The sequence below is a fragment of the Vibrio sp. 1457 genome, assembly GCF_033340195.1.
In the GTDB taxonomy this organism is placed as follows: domain Bacteria; phylum Pseudomonadota; class Gammaproteobacteria; order Enterobacterales; family Vibrionaceae; genus Vibrio; species Vibrio alginolyticus.
Genome location: NZ_JAWOWA010000007.1, coordinates 69,557 through 85,412, shown reverse-complemented (window position 1 = coordinate 85,412; position 15,856 = coordinate 69,557). Strand labels below are relative to the sequence as shown.

The 15,856-nt window shown below is 45.4% G+C and carries 17 protein-coding genes; 7 read left to right on the top strand and 10 right to left on the bottom strand.

Annotation, left to right across the window (positions count from 1 at the left end; translation table 11 throughout):
• The first annotated feature begins 371 nt into the window (after positions 1-371).
• Genes R7Z41_RS09530 through nqrM form a run of 3 tightly spaced genes read left to right on the top strand, consistent with a single transcriptional unit; the run spans position 372 to position 1,376 of the window.
• Positions 372-662 carry a DUF134 domain-containing protein gene (locus tag R7Z41_RS09530; protein ID WP_005373924.1) on the top strand — a complete coding sequence of 97 codons (291 nt, stop codon included), beginning with the start codon at positions 372-374 and terminating at the stop codon, positions 660-662.
• On the top strand, positions 659-1,165 hold the full coding sequence (locus R7Z41_RS09525; RefSeq protein WP_005387209.1) for a NifB/NifX family molybdenum-iron cluster-binding protein: 507 nt from the start codon (positions 659-661) through the stop codon (positions 1,163-1,165). Before R7Z41_RS09530 ends, R7Z41_RS09525 begins: the two co-directional genes overlap by 4 nt.
• Before the next feature lies 1 nt (position 1,166).
• Positions 1,167-1,376: a (Na+)-NQR maturation NqrM gene (nqrM, locus tag R7Z41_RS09520; RefSeq protein ID WP_017635136.1), complete on the top strand. Its 210-nt coding sequence runs from the start codon at positions 1,167-1,169 to the stop codon at positions 1,374-1,376.
• On the opposite strand, the gene R7Z41_RS09515 is transcribed toward nqrM, so the two are convergent.
• On the bottom strand, positions 1,354-2,166 hold the full coding sequence (locus R7Z41_RS09515; protein ID WP_206970393.1) for an aminoglycoside phosphotransferase family protein: 813 nt from the start codon (positions 2,164-2,166) through the stop codon (positions 1,354-1,356). The two genes, nqrM and R7Z41_RS09515, sit on opposite strands and share 23 nt — an antisense overlap.
• A gap of 187 nt (positions 2,167-2,353) precedes the next feature.
• Between R7Z41_RS09515 and R7Z41_RS09510 the strand changes: the two genes are divergently transcribed.
• Positions 2,354-2,548, top strand: a complete 195-nt coding sequence (locus tag R7Z41_RS09510) for a hypothetical protein (protein WP_005373920.1) — start codon at positions 2,354-2,356, stop codon at positions 2,546-2,548.
• Positions 2,549-2,623: 75 nt separating this feature from the next.
• Here R7Z41_RS09510 and fusA read toward each other — a convergent pair whose 3' ends face one another.
• The 5 genes from fusA to R7Z41_RS09485 form a co-directional block, all read right to left on the bottom strand.
• Complete coding sequence (gene fusA / locus R7Z41_RS09505; protein WP_206970392.1) at positions 2,624-4,648, bottom strand: elongation factor G; 2,025 nt, start codon at positions 4,646-4,648, stop codon at positions 2,624-2,626.
• A 293-nt stretch (positions 4,649-4,941) separates the two neighbouring features.
• The gene (gene dgcA / locus R7Z41_RS09500) at positions 4,942-5,934 is read right to left on the bottom strand and encodes an N-acetyl-D-Glu racemase DgcA (RefSeq protein WP_033906306.1); all 993 of its coding nucleotides are present in this window, start codon (positions 5,932-5,934) and stop codon (positions 4,942-4,944) included.
• Positions 5,935-5,984: 50 nt separating this feature from the next.
• Positions 5,985-6,989 carry an N-acetyltransferase DgcN gene (gene dgcN / locus R7Z41_RS09495; RefSeq protein WP_318136357.1) on the bottom strand — a complete coding sequence of 335 codons (1,005 nt, stop codon included), beginning with the start codon at positions 6,987-6,989 and terminating at the stop codon, positions 5,985-5,987.
• 101 nt (positions 6,990-7,090) lie between these two features.
• Positions 7,091-7,972 (bottom strand): LysR family transcriptional regulator, encoded by an 882-nt coding sequence (locus R7Z41_RS09490; protein ID WP_025767997.1) that lies wholly within the window; start codon positions 7,970-7,972, stop codon positions 7,091-7,093.
• Between the two features lie 170 nt (positions 7,973-8,142).
• Positions 8,143-9,351: an MFS transporter gene (locus tag R7Z41_RS09485; protein ID WP_132936992.1), complete on the bottom strand. Its 1,209-nt coding sequence runs from the start codon at positions 9,349-9,351 to the stop codon at positions 8,143-8,145.
• A gap of 201 nt (positions 9,352-9,552) precedes the next feature.
• Between R7Z41_RS09485 and soxR the strand changes: the two genes are divergently transcribed.
• Entirely contained in the window at positions 9,553-9,987 is a 435-nt protein-coding gene (gene soxR, locus R7Z41_RS09480; RefSeq protein ID WP_005373898.1) for a redox-sensitive transcriptional activator SoxR, read from the top strand.
• 9 nt (positions 9,988-9,996) lie between these two features.
• Here soxR and R7Z41_RS09475 read toward each other — a convergent pair whose 3' ends face one another.
• Both R7Z41_RS09475 and R7Z41_RS09470 read right to left on the bottom strand, forming a co-directional pair.
• A complete protein-coding gene (locus tag R7Z41_RS09475) occupies positions 9,997-10,392 on the bottom strand; it encodes a DUF2391 family protein (protein ID WP_005373896.1) in 396 nt (131 codons plus the stop codon).
• 13 nt (positions 10,393-10,405) lie between these two features.
• A complete protein-coding gene (locus tag R7Z41_RS09470) occupies positions 10,406-11,251 on the bottom strand; it encodes a tetratricopeptide repeat protein (protein WP_005373890.1) in 846 nt (281 codons plus the stop codon).
• 200 nt (positions 11,252-11,451) lie between these two features.
• Between R7Z41_RS09470 and R7Z41_RS09465 the strand changes: the two genes are divergently transcribed.
• Positions 11,452-11,922 (top strand): ASCH domain-containing protein, encoded by a 471-nt coding sequence (locus tag R7Z41_RS09465; RefSeq protein ID WP_017635141.1) that lies wholly within the window; start codon positions 11,452-11,454, stop codon positions 11,920-11,922.
• A gap of 54 nt (positions 11,923-11,976) precedes the next feature.
• Here the strand turns inward: R7Z41_RS09465 and R7Z41_RS09460 are convergent, their stop codons facing one another.
• Both R7Z41_RS09460 and R7Z41_RS09455 read right to left on the bottom strand, forming a co-directional pair.
• Positions 11,977-12,564 (bottom strand): class I SAM-dependent methyltransferase, encoded by a 588-nt coding sequence (locus R7Z41_RS09460; protein ID WP_005373885.1) that lies wholly within the window; start codon positions 12,562-12,564, stop codon positions 11,977-11,979.
• Positions 12,565-12,654: 90 nt separating this feature from the next.
• Complete coding sequence (locus tag R7Z41_RS09455) at positions 12,655-14,172, bottom strand: phospholipase D family protein (RefSeq protein WP_206970391.1); 1,518 nt, start codon at positions 14,170-14,172, stop codon at positions 12,655-12,657.
• A gap of 518 nt (positions 14,173-14,690) precedes the next feature.
• Here R7Z41_RS09455 and R7Z41_RS09450 point away from each other — a divergent pair.
• Entirely contained in the window at positions 14,691-15,848 is a 1,158-nt protein-coding gene (locus tag R7Z41_RS09450) for an efflux RND transporter periplasmic adaptor subunit (protein WP_025767993.1), read from the top strand.
• Positions 15,849-15,856 lie beyond the last annotated feature (8 nt).

Here is a 15,856-nt window from a genome sequence, read left to right as displayed (position 1 = left end):
GGCCAATGTCGTCAAACTTCTCTTTTTCGTTTCTTAGGTATACATCCTTTTAAATAAAACAATCATTAGTGTTCAAACTAATGATTTGCTTGGATTATAGTTTTTCTTCTTCAATAAAATGAACACATTAGCGTGTATTTGTATGAAAAATCTGCGCAAACTAACGTTTTTATTATCCGGTTAATTAGAATTGATCTTTTTGTTCGTTTGTCATCAAAATCCCTAAATTATTAGATGTCTAATTAATGCTGATGTATTACGTATTTGTCGTGTTGATTTTTGCAAACTTAGTTTATTGGCATATGCTAAAAATGTTATTGGCATATGCCAGTTTAAGGCGTAATTTGACTCTGTGTTTTTGAGGGACAATGATGGCAAGACCAAAGATAGAAAGACGAATATGCGGACGTGCGGCTCACCATTGCTTTAAGCCCAATGGCATTCCATTTAATCAGTTGGAGCAAGTCGCCATATTACCAGAAGAGTTAGAAGCGCTACGTTTAGCCGACTTAGAGGGGCTTAGCCAGCAGCAAGCTGCGGAGCAGATGGGCGTTTCTAGACAAACTTTTGGTAACACAGTAAAAAGTGCAAGATTGAAAGTCGCAAAAAGTTTAGTTGAAGGTCATGCATTAGTTTTTCCGAATGAGGAGTCAAACTTATGATTTATGCTATTCCTAATGATGGTGAGCGGGTGGCAAACCACTTTGTAAAAGCACCATACATTGCTATTTATTCTGATACTGACGGTATGCTAAAAAACTTAGCGAACATAGCTTCTATGCCACAAGCGGGTTGTAATGCGAAGTCTCAGTTGATTCAGTCTCTACAAGGGTACAATGTGGATGCAGTTCTTGTGCGAAATATCGGTGAACGTGTATTGGCAAAGCTACTTAGCAGTGGCACGCCAGTATTTAGGCTGTCTACTCGTAGTTCCTTGGAAGATGTGCTTGCGGTTCCAAGAGAGCCTTTGATTGAGCCCTCTCAAGGACGCCCATCAAACAATCATAAGAAAAGTGTTCACAAACAAAAAGGCGGCTGCGGCTCCTGTGGTTGTGGTGGCCAAAAATCAAAACCCTCCTTGTTGGCAAGACCTAAGGCGCTACTCAAAGCAACATCTAGCCCTGCTATACTTAAGCTAGAGTCGATGGCTAATAAGGCAGGTTAATATGGTTTGGTTATTTACCTTTCTTGGTTTTCTCGCAATCATTTTGTTGATGTCACTTGGCGTCATTTTTCACAACAAGCGCATTCAAGGAAGTTGCGGCGGTTTAAACAACGTCGGTGTTGATAAAGTATGCAACTGCGAAACCTCATGCGCAGAACCTGAAAGGCGTTTATATCAAATCTCAGAGCCTAACTCATCACCTGAGCGCTAAGGCTTTTGGCCCATTGCGGCAAGGTTTGCCGAAACCAGTCCAAATACTTGCTGGTCTGCGGATTCTCTCTGGAGACCAGTATGTTGACTACCTCGACAACGATCCACGCTTTTGCTAGTCCGATATCGCGCGCCAATTCTGTTGTTTCACCTTTCTCTGCGCACTTTATATATTTGTCTGCTACGTTCAAGTAATTATCAAATGTGCCCATGCCCTCGATGAGCGGCGCTAAATCTATCGCGACATGCCCTGTAGAAAAGCGCTCCCAGTCGAACAGCACCAGCTCGCCATTTTGGCGCTGTCCCCAGTTTCCTGCATTGGTGTCTCCGGAGATCAAGTTCTGCCCATCGAAAAGGTGCGCCGATCGTTGTTGTAGCTGGTGGAAGAACTGTTCTGTCTCTGAGCCCAGTTTAAGTGTTGCGAGTGCTTGTTGAGTCGCTTGTGGTGTCCACTGGTGGCGGTGATAAACACCATCTGATGTTGGTGGAAGTCGGTGCAGTTTGACGAGTTGTTCAATGACTCGATCATCTTCAAGTAAGAATGCTTGCTCGACTGCGTGGGGAACGTATTCAACGTACAGAACGTTTTTCTGGTCGTCGAGTTGAATCAAGCGCGGTACGTGTATTCCAAGCGCGTTAAACTGCTCGGCATAGCGTTGATAAAACGCCACTTCTATTTGAGTAGGGTTACGTTTTTCTATTACTTGGACGCCATCTTTTTCGATGAGAAAAACTTTGGCACTGCCCATTTGGTTGAGTTCTTGTTGCGACACCGGACTTCCTGTCTTCATGTAGAGAGAGCTCACCTTAATCGCTGCACTCACGTTTGCCAATAGCCACGACAAAGTGCCTCAAAAATATTAAATGCAACTGTTTAAATATGATTTTGCTGTGAGTGTCTAAATTTTACACAGTCTCGCCTGTACTCCGTTAAATTCGTTCTACGCTTACTATTCGTCTTAATAAAGGAGAACCAAAATGGCTGTAATGAAGCAGGATATTCCAAATCGTGTAACGGTTTACCATGACAATATCGACCAAGAACAAGAGCTGAAAAATGCGATGCTGCCAGAGAAACCGCGCTACTTTAACGGTGCTCCGACTTACAAAGCGAACAGCATCGAAGAGTTTGAAAGCAAAATCAGTCAGATAGGTTTGTCTCTCGATAAATAATTTTTCTTTTACCTAAAAGCGCCCTCAAAATGAGGGCGCTTTTTTGTTTATGTGATTGATTTGAATCGTAGGGAATTAACCTTGTTGTGCACTGCCTTGGCAGACTTGTTTCTGCACTGCTGGTGGCGCGGGCTCGTAATGGCTTAAGGTCATACTAAAGCTGCCTTCACCACCCGTGATGGAGCGCAATCGACGAGCGTAATCTTGCAGCTCGTTTACTGGTGACTTGGCTCTGAGTAAGGTGAAGCTGCTGTCGATTGGCTCGGAGCCTTCGATTAAGCCTCGGTTGCCAGATAAATCACCAGAAACATCGCCAACATTCGCGGTTGGGATGTGCAGTTCCATCTGGACAATGGGTTCTAGCACAATAGGATCGGCGTTGTTAATCGCATTTAAAAACGCTTTCTTACCTGCGATGACAAACGCAATTTCTTTCGAATCGACGGAGTGATATTTACCGTCATAAACGGTGACTTCCACATCCTTAATTGGGTTGCCAGAAATCGCGCCTTCCTCTAACGCTTGCAAAATACCTTTTTCTACAGCAGGAATGAGCGCGGTTGGAATTGCGCCACCCACCACTTTGTTGATGAACTTAAATCCGGCGCCACGTTCGAGTGGACGAACCTTCAATTGCACTTCACCAAACTGACCTGCACCGCCACTTTGTTTTTTGTGTCGATAATGCCCTTCGGCAGGTTTGGTGATGGTTTCAAAGTATTCGACGCTTGGTTGGCAGGTTTCGACGTCCAGTTTGTACACGTTCGCCATCTTTTCTAATGCGACTTTGAGGTGAAACTCCCCTTGGCCGCTGATGATGGTTTCGTTGGTGCGAGCGCGATGTTCGATGCGCAGAGAAGGGTCTTCACTGGCAATTTTATTCAGCACATCTCCTAATTTTTGCTCATCTCCACGCTTAAGAGGCTTCAAGCACAAAGAATACATGGAGTCAGGAAGATCCAACGTTTTGAGTTGAACTCCATCTTCTTCGTGAGAGTCATGAACGATTGAATCGAATTCGAGATCATCCACTTTGGCTAAAACGCAGAAGTCGCCCGCAAGCGCGCGAGGGATCTCGGTTCTATCTTTGCCCTGCAGTTGATATAAGTGCCCAACTTTAAATGCCTTGTTGCTTTCGCCAATATAAAGCTGGCTGCCCGCATTGATTTCCCCCTGATACACACGTAAGTAGGCAAGTTTTCCCATATATGGGTCGACGCTGACTTTGTACACGTGTGCGACGGTGTGCTCTAAGGTTTCGCAATTTACTTTGATTTTTTTGCCGTTCTTTTCCAGTTGAGGAGGGTTACCCTCGTTTGGCATGGGCATGATCTCCGCCAAGGTGCGCAGCAGCAACTCGACGCCCGTGCCGGTTTGTGCTGAGACAAAACAGACCGGAATCACATGTCCAGTTCTCAGTGCTTCTTCAAACGGATCATGCAGTTGCTCTGCGGTGAGTTCGGAGCCTTGTTCCAGATACAGTTCCATCAGTTCTTCATCGACTTCGATGACTTGGTCAATTAAGGTCTCATGAGCTTCATCTACCGTTGCAAGTAAGGTTTCTCGTCCCAATTCTGGTTCGAAATAGCAGTCAACTACAGATTCCCCGTCAGCCGAAGGTAAGTTGATCGGCAAGCAGTGGTCACCAAAATGCTCAACGATGTTCTCCATCAATCTTTCTAACTGACTACCGTGGTTATCGAGCTTATTGATGATGATCATCTGACATTTTTGCTGCTCTTTTGCAAAGGTGAATAAGCGATCGGAAGTTTGGTTAAGTGGTGTTTGAGGGTCGATGACAAGGGCGGATGTTTCAACGGCAGGAAAAACGCTGATAGTACGGCCAAGTAACTCGTTTTGTCCCGGAGTGTCGATGATATTGAGCCGGTGTTTATTCCAGCGCAGTGCGACTGGCGTTGCTTCAATACTGTGTTGATATTGGATGGATTGAGGGTCGAAGTCGGTAACAGTATCGCCTTTTTCTACGCTGCCTAAATGGTGGGTGGCATCGCAGGTGAAGAGCAGTTTTTCTATCAGTGTGGTTTTACCGGTCCCGGTTTGACCGACAAAAGCGATATTGCGTATTTTATTGATAGGCATAAAGCCTCCTTGCAAGATGGCGTGAAAAACCTACGAATTGCTAGGAAGTGGGTTGTTATAGAAACCCACGCACTGCATTGGAGTAGGGCGGGATTACCGCCTATTCGTCTTCCATGTCATTTTCCGGATGACTCGATGCATAAGACCACCTTCTTGGACTACTGGAATCTTAGCATGCCTCAATAACCATATAATTTATGTGATTTATTTCATGATGGGGCTGATTGTTTTTTAATCGAGATCATAAACTCAGAGGTTCTGACTTTTGGAGCAAAACCTCTGGATTGTTTAGGCTATTTGGAAAGAACGATTTCGCCGTCGCGATAAACCAAGCTTGGCGTTACATCTTGTCCGAGCAACACCGGGCCATCAAGATCGACAACGCTTGCCTGAGCAGCAATGGGTAAGGCAGCACGCATCGCAAGCGACGTCCCCAACATACAACCGGACATGAGGCTAAAACCGAGTTTTTGGGCGTCGTCGGCTAATAATAGTGCTTCAGTGAGCCCGCCAGTTTTATCTAGCTTAATATTCACCATTTCATATTTTCCAACCAGCTGATGTAATTGCTCTCTGGTGTGACAACTTTCATCGGCGCAAAGTGGAATGGGGTGCGGAATGCTGGCGAGTACGTCATCGCAGTCTTGTGGCAACGGTTGTTCGATCATGGTGATGTCTAGCGGTTCGAGTTGAGCAAATACCGTCGCGAGGTCGAGGTTTTGCCACGCTTCATTCGCATCTAAGACAATTTGTGCGTGCGGCGCGGCATCGCGTACTGCTGCAACGCGCTCAATCACGTTTTCACCATCCAGTTTTACCTTAAGCAGTTTTGCGCCTTGGCTAAGGTAAGCTTGTGCCTGTTTTGCCATCGCTTGCGGCTTGTCGATAGAAACCGTCATCGCCGTCACAATCGCCTCGGGTAAAGTAAAGAGGTCGTGAACCTGCTGCTTTTGGCTCAAAAGCGCGTGAAGATGCCAAAGGGCGCAATCCAATGCATTTCTTGCCGCCCCTGCGGGTAATAACGATTGAAGCTGGCTTTTGAGAACCATGACATCAGCTTCGCCTTTGGCATACAAACTTTGCAGTTCATGCGCGGCGTGAGAAATCGCCTTAATCACCGATTCAACCGATTCACCATAACGAGGGTATGGCGTGCATTCACCTTGGGCGGTCATGCCTCGATGTTCAATTGTCACGCGGACTACGTGGCACTCTGTCCGACTGCCGCGAGAGATGCGAAATGGTGTCGCCATGGCAATCGTGACAGGTTCTACATGAATTTTCATCTCACTAGTTTTCCCTAAACCGCAGTTATTTTCTAAACCGTAAATGTTTCTTAAATCGTAAGGAGCCTATCTGCAACCGCATCAACGCCAAAACGTACAGGGTCGGTGACGGGCACTTGGTATTTGTCGCTCCAATCCTGGCATAACTGGGCTGCATCTTCTTCGCTGACCGCCGAAGTGTTCAAGCAAATACCCACTAATTGAGCGTTTGGATTTGTTAGGCGAGCAGCGGCCAGATTCGCTTCTATCGTTTGTTCAATGGTTGGCAAGCTCGCATGTGGTAAGTTGCGGATGTGCGGGCGACCAATCTCATGGCACAGTATCAGAGCGTCAGCTTGTGCGCCGTGAAGTAAGCCCAAACTTACGCCAGCAAACGAAGGGTTAAACAATGAACCTTGCCCTTCGATGATGTCCCAATCGTGATCGGTGAACTCAGGGCTGATCGCTTCTACTGCGCCGGAGATAAAATCGGCAACTACGGCATCAATCGAAATGCCACTGCCTGCGATGAGAATTCCGGTTTGACCCGTTGCTTTGAACTCTGCACGACAGTTTTTACGCTTCAATGCATACTCAATGGCAAGGGCAGAGTACATTTTGCCAACGGAGCAATCTGTTCCTACAGTAAGTACTCGCATGCCTGCACGAGCTTTGCCATTGCCGACCTTGAGCGGGGCATCATAATGGCGAACATCATACAGTTTGGTTAATCCGCGTTGTTCTAGATCGGCAAGAGGAGAAAATTCCGCCAAACGTTGATGCATGCCCGATGCAATTTCAAATCCCATCTCTGCCGCTTCAAGTAAGGTTGCTTGCCAAGCTTCGGGAATGACGCCTCCTGGATTTGCCGTGCCGAGCACCAGCGTTTTTGCTCCTTGCTGCTGCGCTTGTTGTATTGTCATGTCGGTTAAACCAAGCGATACGGTTTCTGGCGTCAGGCGGATTTGGCCAAGGCAAATCTCAGGTCGCCATTGGTAAATGCCACGCGCGGTTTTTGCTGCAAGTGGATCGGTTACATCGCCAAGAAAAAGTAGGTAAGGTTGAGCAATTTGCATGATGGTTCCCTTCGTCATCGTTATTGCTCATTAATTTAGCCAGACTGATTTAGGAAACCGAATGCTTATTTGTTAGGCAGGTATAACTTCAGGTTATACCTTTAAACCATCTGTTGTTTTAGAGCGGTGATAAATTGCTTTGTCGCAATGGATTGAGGTGTGTGCTCTGCGAATAAAATAGAGACAGAGAATGACATATTTGGCTCCAAAGCATGCACGGAAACGGCATTATCTTGGCGATATTGTTTTGCAGTCCAAGGGTCTACAATCGCGAATCCTGCTTCGTTTTTCACCAGTTCAGCCGCCGCGGAGTAGCTGCGGACGGTAATGGCATGTTGATAATGCTCGTCACGCGCTGACAAGGTTTGATGTAACAGCAAGCCCAGAGGGTCTCGGCTATCTAAACCGATAATGGGTAAATCGTGACTGATGAGTTCTTCTAAAATGACGGTTTTTTCTGCGGGTATCGCTGCGCTTTTAGGAGCAATCAGTGCTAAGTTTTCTTTCAATAACACGTGCCCCATGATCGCTGGTGGTGTTTCTTCACCGAACGCAATGGCGACATCCAGTTCATGTTTCAGTAATCCTGAGCACAGCTCATCGCGATTGGCCGTTAATAGCTCAAAGGAGATGCCGTGCTCTTTCGACAACAACGCGACAGTCGGCGCTAACAAGTGCGCGGCCAAAACAGGCGGGGCACCGACTCGTAAATGTTGAGTTCCCTGTTTGACTTTGTTGGTCAGAGAGCGAAATTGTCCGAGTTGTTGATAGACTTTTTCAGCCTCTGGCAATAAGGCTTTGGCTTCTTGAGTGGGAACGAGGCGACCTTTTACACGCTCAAATAAAGCGAAGCTCAGTTGTTGTTCTGTATGGGCGAGAACTCGAGTGACATTAGGTTGGGAAACGTGCAGTAAGCGAGCCGCGCCTGACACCGTTCCTGCTTGCATAATGGCGTAAAAGACTTCTAATTGCCTTAAGTTCACTGCGATTTCCCCCTGCTCATGTTGGTCACCTCAGAATACCCAACCTTGCTGATAAGCGATAGAGGCAAAAGTGCTGGCGTAAAAAATAGGAAGACGATGTTGGTTGCCTTCTTATCTCGCTTTTTCAATTTCTCAACTTCTCAACTTCTCAACTTCTCAACTTCTATGCTTCACTTTGCTGCTGCATGAAGGGGCAGGTCGTTAAACGGCTCGACGTCTCGGCTGAGTAATCCCATCAAAACCACTGCTAACACCATGACAACAGCTGCTATTGCAAAACCGTATTGTGTTAGCTCGTAATGACTTAACATCGCGATTAACACGTAACTGAGAGATTGAATGGTGGTGGCAAACATGCTGATGCCGCCATCGACGCGACCTCGTTGATGAACCGCTACGGTATGATGCATCCAGTTGACTCTCGCAATGCGATTTAGCGCGTTAAATACGCCAAACAGCGCCGTAAACAATAAGATGGTCAGCGGGCTCATCGCAAAACTCATACCGATAAGCGCAAAAGAGACCATAACCATCGAAGCGAACATAATGTGGCTATGGGAGGCACGGCTTAGCACTTTGGTGACAATAAAGCCGGTTAGCAACGAGCCGAGGCCAAAACTGATGTTGAACCCTGCAAACCAATCGCCAGAGATGCCTTGTTCAGAAAACCAAATCGGCACCAGTTTGCTCAAATACGTCAATGCAGGATAAGAGAGGCAAGAGAGCAGAATAAAGCCATAAAATCGAGGTTCGAGACGGAATATTTGTTTGCTCTCTTTGAGTTGCGCGATGAAAGCAACGGATTTTGATGCCCTTAATTGTTGGGTATAAGGCGTCAGAATATAGAACATCGCTGCTAACGCAGAGGCGCTGGCCGCAAACAAAGCAAACTCTTTCATACCCCACATTTCAAGCAAAACAATACCCAACGCGCCAGCTCCGAGGGTTGTGGATTGCATTACAACTTCTTGCTGACCCGAAATTTTCGCATACTCATGGTGCTGATAATTTTCTTGGGTGAAGGCGTTGTTGGTCGTCCATGCAAAATTACTCGAAACCCAATACACCAATTGCGCAAAAGCCAGCAACCAGTGTGACTCAAACCCTAACCAATAAGCAATGAACACCACCAAAGCCATACCCGATTGAATCCATTGATTGAGCACGAGTAGTACTTTGCGTGAATGTCGGTCAATTAAAGTGGAAAAGAAAGGCGTTGCTAGAAAAGAAATCGCGGTGCAGCTCAGAGAAACTAAAGCTACGAAAGTGCCCATGTTAGGTTCGGAAAGCATGACCCATGGCAGCGCCATCATGAATAAGCCAGAGGAAATGCTGTCGAAGAAGCGGCCAGCTAAGTACGGCTGAGTTTTATTTTTCATTATGTTTGCCTCTAACTCCCGATGGATTTCAAAAGGTTGATGTCCAACTGTCTTGTGTTTAACAACCAAGTCGTTCGCGCTGAACACATTATCTTGAGATCGCCGGGGTTTAGCGTTAATTAAGATGGTGCAACTTTAAAACCTCAAGTAAACTTGAGGTAAAGCATTTTTTTAACAAAATTGATACACAGGGAGTCAAGGATGGAAATCAGCGTAGGAGAAGTGGCAAAACGTTCTGGAGTGAAAGTATCTGCCCTACATTTTTACGAGCAAAAAGGACTGATTTCGAGCTGGAGAAATCAAGGTAATCAGCGTCGCTACCATCGCAGTGTGTTGCGCCGTGTTGCGGTGATCAAAGCAGCGCAGCAAGTTGGGTTGTCGTTAGAAGAAATTAAACATGCGTTAGATGAACTGCCGAAACACCAAGCCCCTAACAAAGCGCAATGGGAAGAAATGGCAAGCCATTGGCATGAACAGTTAGAACAAAAGATTCAAAAACTTAAAGCGTTGCAAAACGATTTAGGCGGATGCATTGGCTGCGGGTGCTTGTCGTTAGAAACCTGCGCACTGCGAAACCCAGAAGATGTATTAGGGAAAGACCACTCGGGGTCGAACTTAACGTTAGAAGAAGAGTAGCGATTATCTCTATTCTTTGTCGAAACTGTCGACTACGATCGCGCCCATCGAAGCAGGCATTGTGATGACGATAACGCGTTTTATCGCAACCAAAGGCTCATTCATGAGTGGCAGTTTATCAAGACAGAAAAGAACTAACGCTACCACAACGGCCGCAATGAGGTACGCAATAACCACACGAAAAATAAAGATGGATACGCGATTCTTGATGTGGCTTTGAAACACGCTTTGATACGCGAAAAAACTGAGGAAAATGACAGAAAGACTTAACAGCATGAGCAAGTTTGCCATTGGTAGGCTCTCACCCAATCGCCACGCTTCCTCCGAAAATGAGATCGGGACTGCTAGGGCAAAAGCGCCAACCAATACTTGGCTAGCGTCTTCTAGATTAAAGTGGCTGCTCATGCTGTTTATTCCATTATTCGCTTGCTAGATGTAAGAGCTTTTCAAAACGCTCATTACCGTGCAGCAATTCGAGGTCTCGTTCTTCGGCAAGTAAATCACGAATGGATGGGCTGTATTCAATTGCGCGTTCCAAGTCTTCAATAGCTTGCTCTTCGATACCAAGGCGAGAGTATGCACACGCGCGTTGATACAGTGCAGGGCCGTTGGTGTAATCGACTTCAAGTACGCGGTTACAAATGCTAAGTGCCCAATGGTATTCGTTGATTTCCATCGCTGCGTCGGCTTTGTAAGTCAACGCTTCTAAATCACCTGGACGAATTAATAAGATTTCATCATAGATTTCAATACGTTGTTCTGGAGTTTGAGAGCTTTGTGCACGTAGCCATAAGTTATGGATCTCGTTGATTTTCTCAATCTCTTTGTTGTTTTCGCTGATAATGCGAGTTTTGCGTTTTAAATCTCGCTCAAGGGCGACAAACTTTTTCTCGTATTCTTGGGCGATCTTCTCCAATCGTTTATCAGCCATCTCTTTGGTGTTGTGTTTAAACTCGCGCAGAGATTGCCATCCGACAAAGGCAATCAGCGATGCGACACCAGCAATGATGTAGAAGAAGTATGTAACGGTCACGTTGGCATAGTTCAACGATTTATCTGCGACCGTTAGCTCGCGATCGGTGATCTCTGTGATCATTCGCTTTTCTAGGCTTTGATAGTCCTGACGCAGCGCTTTTAGTTCATCTAAAATGTAGCGTTCCATTAATGGTCTATCTAACAGATCCGATTCTGAATACTTTTCCTCCGATGCCATTGTTGGCAAGGCAAGTATCAGCGAGAAAAAAATACCAATAAATAAGCGCATATAACGTCCTTTCACGAGAAGAGTACAGATAGACCATGCAACAATAGCAAATAGCACAAACGTTTAGCAAAGTTATTACAAAAGAAATAACAGTCGTCTACGTAGAAGTCATATTCTTGTTGTTTTTCAGCTTGTTCCTGGTGGTTATTTGTTGTGATATCTTTTATCCTCCTTGCGAATTTATGATTAATGGAGTGAGCATGGACGCGCGAGCTAAGGATTACTTAGAACAATTCCTAGAACTATTATCACCAGAACAAAGGGAAGCTGTACCATCAGTCAGTGCTGACTATTATTGTGCCGATGAATACAACGCGAATGTATGCGCAGATTTGGTTCGTATTGGACAGAAAACTGCATCGTGCAGTTTGGAGCTTTGGTATCGAGAGCATGGTGAAATCATGCCCCAAGTCGGTCATTTACAAGTAGTGACGAATTGGGATGGGGACCCGGTTTGCGTGATACGAATTACTGACGTAAGTACATGCAAATATGAGGATGTAACCGCAGAGTTTGCCTTCGCAGAAGGAGAAGGTGATAGAACCTTAAACTGGTGGCGTGATGCTCATACTGCATTTTTTAAAGCTGAATGCGATGAGTTGAACATCGATTGGCATGAGAAACGTACGCTGGTTTTAGAGCGTTTTGAAGTGGTGTATCCCGTCAATTAATCTCTGATAGCAGCACTGATTTGAAGTGCTGCTTTCTTTATCGAGAGACCATTTTTAGCGCTTTCGAGCGGTCACACTAAACATGTGCCAATGTTTTTGGCTTCCGACTACAGTGGTCCCGTCTTCATCTCTTTCATGCAATGAAATGAGGTCGTAACCTTCGAATAAGCTTTCCACTTCCTTTTTCGTTAATGCGGTAATGTTTGGATGCATTTCGGAGGTCACCCAGGAGTCTTTCACTCCCAAGAAATCGCCGCAGAAGATACCGCTCGGTTGTAATGCGCTGTCTATTTTTGTCCAGACTTGTTTGAAGCCTTTGTCAGGGCAAAAGAACAAACTGGCATTTGCGATAACCAAGCTGCACTGAGGATAATTAAACTCAGTAAAACAGCACTGCGAAACCGAAAATCGTTTGTTACCTTCAAAGCGTGTTAAACAAGTTTTTACTGCATCTTCGTTGCTATCACATGCGTGAACCTTAAATCCCTTTTCGAGGAGAAAGTGGCTGTCTCGACCTATTCCGCAGCCAATATCAAGAGCGACTTTGCCTTCTATCTTAAGTCGATTTACGGCATTTTCCACGCTTGGGCGGTGAGGTTGGCTTAAAATTTTCTGATAGTATTCATTCCATTGCGCTGGCATTGAACTTCCTTATGTTGGTTGTGTCCCCTGCCCAAAACTAGCGTCCATTTTGTTTTGCTTGACTGGGGAGATTTGCAGTATTGGCAGCTGTTATAGCTGATCTTCAATCGGTAATATTCCGGAGAACCAAGCGCCCATTTTTCGCCATACTCCTGCTTCTGGTTCGGAGTCGTATTCTTCGCCTGTTTTTACGTCGGTCCAGACAATGTCCCCGCCGCGCAGAGTTAAGGCGTAGGCGTTACTCGACAGTTGATTCGGCAGTTGTTCTAGAAACACTTGCACATATTCTGGCTGTTCGATAACAACGGCCATTTCGGTATTCAAAGCTGCCGAACGTGGGTCCCAGTTCATTGAACCAACGAAAAGTGTTTTGTTATCAATCGTCATTGCTTTAGCGTGTAAACTTGCTCTGCTACTCCCCGTAAGGCTCCACTTACTTTTGAGTTTTGCGCTCGCTTTTACTTCCCAAAGCTTGATTCCAGCTTCGAGTAGATCTTTTCGATATTTTGCGTACCAACCATGCACGGCAAACACATCGTTAGACGCGAGGCTATTGGTCACAATCGTGATATCAACGCCTCGCTTGGCCGCGTTACTTAATGCTTGAGTACCTACTTCAGTTGGAACGAAATAAGGAGAAATGAGCACAAATGAATCCTCAACACTTTTAACCAGTTCCGACAAATTATCAATAAGTTGGCTCTCTCGGGTCGCGACTTTATCGGGCAGATCAAACCATACTTTCGCTTCTCCCCAGTAGAGCTTGAGTTTGCCTTGTTTTAGATCTTGGTACATATCCAGTTGGGTGAAGTCATAGCGGCCGGTTGAAAACTTTTCCTCTAACCGGAGTTTATTGACCTGCTTTTGAATCGCTTGGTCGGTAATTTGCTGTGAATTCGGTGTAATCCATTCCATTGGTATCGAATAGGCGCTATTCCAGTAGAGGTCGAACTGATCGGCAGTTTGTTGTACCGCCTCACCATAGAGCAGAAGATCAAAATCACCAAACTCAACTTGCGATTCAAAAGAGAAGTATTCATTGCCGATATTTCTACCTCCGACAATGGCGGAAACACTGTCTGCAATCAGAGACTTATTGTGCATACGACGATTAAGGCGTTCAAAATCGCTAGCAAGAGCGAACCAACGGGAGTCGCGATACTGATGCGGGTTAAATAAGCGGATTTCTATATTAGGATGTGCATTGAGGGCTGCCATCACATCGTCGTTTCGCTTTTGCATATCGTCAAGCAACAGCCTTACTCGAACACCACGCTTTGCCGCTTCATACAAGCGCCACGTTATTAGCTGACTCGTTTCGTCACCACGGTAAATATAGTATTGAAGATCAAGGCTTTTCTGGGCGGACTCGATCAAAGAGGTTCGAGCAAGAAGGGCATCGTGTCCCTGATTTAACGGTGCAAAGCCAGTTATGGACTTAGGGTCTCTCCCGTAAGCTTCAAAGTACTGCGCAAGAACAGAATCCTTTTGATAACCGAGCTGAAAGCTGGTGGACTTTTCACTGGCGTCATTCAACGATACGGATGAGCATGCCGATAAAATAGTGAGCAGCGAGGGGAAGAGCAACTTGGCGAGCGTTTGTAACAAAGCACATTTCCTTGTCTTACAGAGTGTTACCTACTCCAAATTATAGACTTAAGCTGACGCCACATGCACCCAGAACCGTTTGATAACGAGCGATTAATCAATGAATTGCCATAGAGCCTGCACTAAGTTCAACTTTTAGAGCGCAGATAATCATTTATTTTAATTATCATTATGGCCGTATTGGTCATAATCACTAATATCTGGTGATTATGACCAATAGCACACTGGACAAAATAATGATTTTTATATAACCATATGATTTTTAATAAATAAATGCTTGGCATGTCATTTGCTGTTTAGAATAAAAGTTAAGTCAGAGCAACTTGCGCAGTTGGTTAATTTTTTGTTAATTTTATTAACTTTGAATTGGCAATAACTATCTAGTTTGCTGCTTAAAAGACTAGGCAAGCGCCGCTTTGATGTTTATTCAAATTCAATTCTCTCACCACCATGCTTACCGGGAGCAATGGACTGAATAAAAGTGTGGTGTTGAAAACAACAATAAAAAAGGATTTTCGATGTTAGCAAAACCCATATTACGTTGGCTTTTACCCTTCGTCGTCGTTGGAGGCTCTTATGCAGGATATGCTGCAATTGCCGCAACTGCGCCGGAAAAAGAGTCAACCAAAGATGCAATTACAGAACCTACTGTTCAGGCTTCTTCTCTTTTTCCTACTGATCACAAAGTGGTGATTACCAGTCACGGTGAATTAGTCCCTTTTGAAAAAACACACCTTTCCGCGCAAGTCAGTGGTGAAGTGATAAGTTGGCACCCGAATTTTGTAACGGGTGGCATCGTGAAACGAGGAGAGGTTCTTTTCACAATTGAAAGTGACAACTATGAAGCGTCGGTTTTACAAGCTGAAGCCGATTTAGCTAGTGCACGCGCAAACTTGATTGAGGAACAAGCGAAAGCCGAAGTGGCAAAACGTCAGGCAAAGAGACTGAGCGATAAGCAAGTGACGGATTTGTATTTACGCAAACCTCACGTTTTGAGCGCACAAGCCCAAGTGAAGTCGGCTCAAGCGGCACTCAAACGAGCAAAAAGAGAGTTAGAAAATTGCAAAGTCGTTGCACCTTACGATGCGCTGGTTGTTGAGCGTGATATTGGTGTTGGTCAATTTGTTACATCTGGTTCTCGAGTTGCCACGTTAAACAACATCGAAGTGGCAGAGGTGCACGTACCCATTGCCGGTTTTGATAGTGCATTTTTACCCGAATCCATTGGTGAACTCACTGCGACAGTGACGCAGCAAGGTGTGTTTTCTACCACTAGAGAAGGTCGAGTAGTTCGTGATCTAGGCATGATTGATAGCGCTACCCGAATGATTAACATGGTCATTCAAATCGCGGACCCATACGGTGTCGATAACCAGCAGCCTCCAATTAAATTCGGCTCCTACGTTGAAGTGAGCTTCACTGGTAAGGAACTTAAGCATATCTATCGCTTACCACAGGAATTAGTTAAAAACCGTACCGTGTGGGTGGTGAATGGCGATAATCAACTTCAACCCAGAACTGTCACGGTTTTGAGAGCAGAAGGTGAGTTTTTGCTGGTGGGCGAAGGTTTAGAGCAAAGTGATAAGTTGGTACTGACCTTGCCCGAGTACCCTCAAAAAGGCATGGCGGTACAAATCGCAAAAAAGAGTGACGACTCCGAAACCGTCGTACAGTAAGTAGGAGT

Coding starts and splice junctions, on each gene's coding strand:
- R7Z41_RS09530 (WP_005373924.1), top strand. CDS start 372: ATGGCAAGACCAAAGATAGAAAGACGAATATGCGGACGTGCGGCTCAC.
- R7Z41_RS09525 (WP_005387209.1), top strand. CDS start 659: ATGATTTATGCTATTCCTAATGATGGTGAGCGGGTGGCAAACCACTTT.
- nqrM (WP_017635136.1), top strand. CDS start 1,167: ATGGTTTGGTTATTTACCTTTCTTGGTTTTCTCGCAATCATTTTGTTG.
- R7Z41_RS09515 (WP_206970393.1), bottom strand. CDS start 2,166: ATGAAGACAGGAAGTCCGGTGTCGCAACAAGAACTCAACCAAATGGGC.
- R7Z41_RS09510 (WP_005373920.1), top strand. CDS start 2,354: ATGGCTGTAATGAAGCAGGATATTCCAAATCGTGTAACGGTTTACCAT.
- fusA (WP_206970392.1), bottom strand. CDS start 4,648: ATGCCTATCAATAAAATACGCAATATCGCTTTTGTCGGTCAAACCGGG.
- dgcA (WP_033906306.1), bottom strand. CDS start 5,934: ATGAAAATTCATGTAGAACCTGTCACGATTGCCATGGCGACACCATTT.
- dgcN (WP_318136357.1), bottom strand. CDS start 6,989: ATGCAAATTGCTCAACCTTACCTACTTTTTCTTGGCGATGTAACCGAT.
- R7Z41_RS09485 (WP_132936992.1), bottom strand. CDS start 9,351: ATGAAAAATAAAACTCAGCCGTACTTAGCTGGCCGCTTCTTCGACAGC.
- soxR (WP_005373898.1), top strand. CDS start 9,553: ATGGAAATCAGCGTAGGAGAAGTGGCAAAACGTTCTGGAGTGAAAGTA.
- R7Z41_RS09475 (WP_005373896.1), bottom strand. CDS start 10,392: ATGAGCAGCCACTTTAATCTAGAAGACGCTAGCCAAGTATTGGTTGGC.
- R7Z41_RS09470 (WP_005373890.1), bottom strand. CDS start 11,251: ATGCGCTTATTTATTGGTATTTTTTTCTCGCTGATACTTGCCTTGCCA.
- R7Z41_RS09465 (WP_017635141.1), top strand. CDS start 11,452: ATGGACGCGCGAGCTAAGGATTACTTAGAACAATTCCTAGAACTATTA.
- R7Z41_RS09460 (WP_005373885.1), bottom strand. CDS start 12,564: ATGCCAGCGCAATGGAATGAATACTATCAGAAAATTTTAAGCCAACCT.
- R7Z41_RS09450 (WP_025767993.1), top strand. CDS start 14,691: ATGTTAGCAAAACCCATATTACGTTGGCTTTTACCCTTCGTCGTCGTT.